Annotated in this window: 1 protein-coding gene; it reads right to left on the bottom strand. The window is 71.4% G+C overall.

Annotated features, from left to right (window positions below; genetic code table 11):
- Positions 1 to 2839: isoleucine--tRNA ligase (gene ileS / locus MJ783_RS18915; protein ID WP_239312187.1), on the bottom strand; the 2839-nt coding region annotated here is incomplete at both ends.

Below are 2839 nucleotides of genomic sequence, written 5' to 3'. Positions count from 1 at the left end.
TGTCGGGACCGGCAGCCCGCGTGAAGCTCACGGCGAGGACCTCGGCGGCCACGGCGGAGCCGTGCTCCAGCAGGGCCTGCGCCGTAGCCGGGGTGTCCGCCGACCAGCGGATGTCGACGCGGTCGGTGATATCCAGGCCGGAGGTCTTGCGGGCGTCCTGGAGGACCCGCACCACGTCCCGGGCGATGCCGGCGCGCCGCAGCGCGGGAGTGATCTCCAGATCGAGAGCGACGGACAGGCCTGACTCCGATGTCACAGCCCATCCCTCCCGGGGCGTTTCGGTGATGATCAGATCATCGCCGTCGAGGTCGAGCCGATCCCCGTCCACCTCGACGGTGAGGCGGCCGTGCACGGGCGGGCCGGCGGTCGCGATGGCCGCCGCGACCAGCGGGGTCCGCTTGCCGAACCGGCGGCCCAGCGCCCGGAAGTTCGGCTTCACGGTCACGTCGACCACGTCGGCGGTGGCGCCCTCGACGGCGGCAACGTTGAGCTCGTCGGCGATCTGGGCGCGCAGGTCCGCGGGCAGCCCGGCGAACTCGGGCGCCGCCACGACCGCGCGTGCCAGCGGCTGGCGCGTGCGCACACCGCTGCTCGCTCTGGCTGCCCGGCCGAGCTCGACAAGGCGGCGGACGAGGTCCATCTGGGCTGCCAGCCGGGTGTCCACGAGATCATCCGCGGCCCGCGGCCAGTCGGCCAGATGGACCGAGTCCGGGGCCTGCGGCCGGACGCCGACGACCAGCTTCGACCACAGCGCGTCGGTCAGGAACGGCGTGAACGGGGCCATCAGCCGGGTCAGGCCGTCCAGGCAGGTGTAGAGGGTGTCCAGGGCGTCCGGATCGGCCTCCCAGAAGCGCCGCCGGGAGCGCCGCACGTACCAGTTGGACAGGTCGTCGATGAAGCGGGCCAGGCATCGGCCGGCCCGCAGCGAGTCGAACGCGTCCAGCGCCTCGGTGACCTCCGTGATGGCCGCGTGCAGTTCCGAGAGCACCCAGCGGTCGAGCACGGGGCGCGTCCGCGGGTCGGACGCGGGAGCACGGCCTGGTGCCCAGCCGCCGGCATTGGCGTAGAGGACGAGGAACGACGCGGTGTTCCAGTAGGTCAGCAGCACCTTGCGGACGATGTCCTCAAGGGCCTCATGACCGACCCGGCGGTCCGCCCAGGGGGACCCGGCCGCGAGCATCAGCCAGCGCACCGCGTCCGCGCCGTGCCGGTCGAACAGCTCGAACGGGTCCAGCACGTTACCGATGTGCTTGCTCATCTTGCGGCCGTCGGCGTCGAGCAGCAGGCCCAGGCACAGCACGGTCTCGTAGGCGGAGCGGTCGAACACCAGCGTCCCCACGGCCATCAGCGTGTAGAACCAGCCACGGGTCTGGTCGATGGCCTCGCAGATGTACTGCGCCGGGTACTGGCCCTCGAACTGTTCGCCGTTGCGGTGCGGGGCTCCCCACTGGGCGAACGGCATCGCTCCGCTGTCGTACCAGACGTCGATCACTTCCGGTACCCGCCGCGCCACCGCCGCGCAGGCCGGGCAGGTGATCGTCACGTCATCGACGAACGGCCGGTGCGGGTCGAGCGCGGACAGGTCACGCCCGGCCAGGCCGGACAGTTCCAGCAGCGATCCGACGCAGGTCAGGTGGGCCGGATCGGCCGTGCAGCGCCAGACCGGCAGCGGCGTGCCCCAGTAGCGGCTGCGCGACAGCGCCCAGTCGACGTTGCCACGCAGCCATTCGCCGAACCGCCCGTTCTTGATCCGTTCGGGGTGCCAGTCGGTGCGTTCGTTCTCCGCCAGCAGCCGGTCAGCGATCGCGGTGGTCCGGATGTACCAGGACGGCAGCGGATAGTAGATCAGCGGCGTGTGGCAGCGCCAGCAGTGCGGATAGCTGTGGGTGTAGTCCTCGGCCCGCCACAGCACCCCACGCGAGCGCAGATCGTCGATGAGGGCCGCGTCCGCGTCCTTGAAGAACACCCCGCCGACCAGCGGGGTGCCGGCGAGGAACCGGCCGTCCCGGCCCACCGGGTTGACCACGGGCAGGCCGTAGGCGCGGGCGACGGCGAGGTCCTCGGCGCCGAAGGCCGGGGCCTGGTGCACCAGCCCGGTGCCGTCGGTCGTGGTGACGTAGTCGGCGAGCACCACCGCATGCGCGGGCCCGCCGCTGAAATCCGTCATCGGCAGCAGTTCGAACGGCCGGGCGTAGGTCACGCCAGCGAGATCGCTTCCCCGAAGAGTCCGGATGACCTCGGCGTCCGCGCCCACCGCGGAACCGAGCAGCGGCTCGGCCACCAGCACCAGCTCACCGTCGCGCCCGCCAGCCGCCGTCCGGGCGACGACATAGGTGACGTCGGGATGCGCGGCGACCGCGGTGTTGGACACCAGCGTCCATGGGGTGGTCGTCCAGACGAGCAGGCTCACCCCGGCATCGCCGAGCGGGCCGGAGGTCACCGGGAAGCGGACGTACACCGAGGGATCGACCACGTCGGCGTATCCCTGGGAGACCTCGTGGTCGGACAGGGGGGTCTCGTCGCGCGGGCAGTACGGCGTGACCCGGTGGTCCTCGACGAGCAGGCCCTTGTCAAAGATCTGCTTGAGGGACCACCAGACGCTCTCGATGTAGGGGGTGTCCATCGTCCGGTAGGCGTTGTCCAGATCACACCAGTAGCCCATGCGCTCGGTCATCCGGGAGAAGTCCGCGACGTGGCGCAGCACCGACTCGCGGCAGCGGGCGTTGAACGCGGCGATCCCGAAGGCCTCGATGTCGCTCTTGCTGGTGAAGCCCAGCTCCTTTTCCACGGCGAGCTCCACCGGCAGGCCGTGGCAGTCCCAGCCGGCGCGGCGCGGGAC

This window comes from Protofrankia sp. Cj3, from assembly GCF_917627355.1.
In the GTDB taxonomy this organism is placed as follows: domain Bacteria; phylum Actinomycetota; class Actinomycetes; order Frankiales; family Frankiaceae; genus Protofrankia.
The sequence above is the reverse complement of the archived record's forward strand: the minus strand, read 5'-3'. Positions and strand labels throughout refer to the sequence as shown.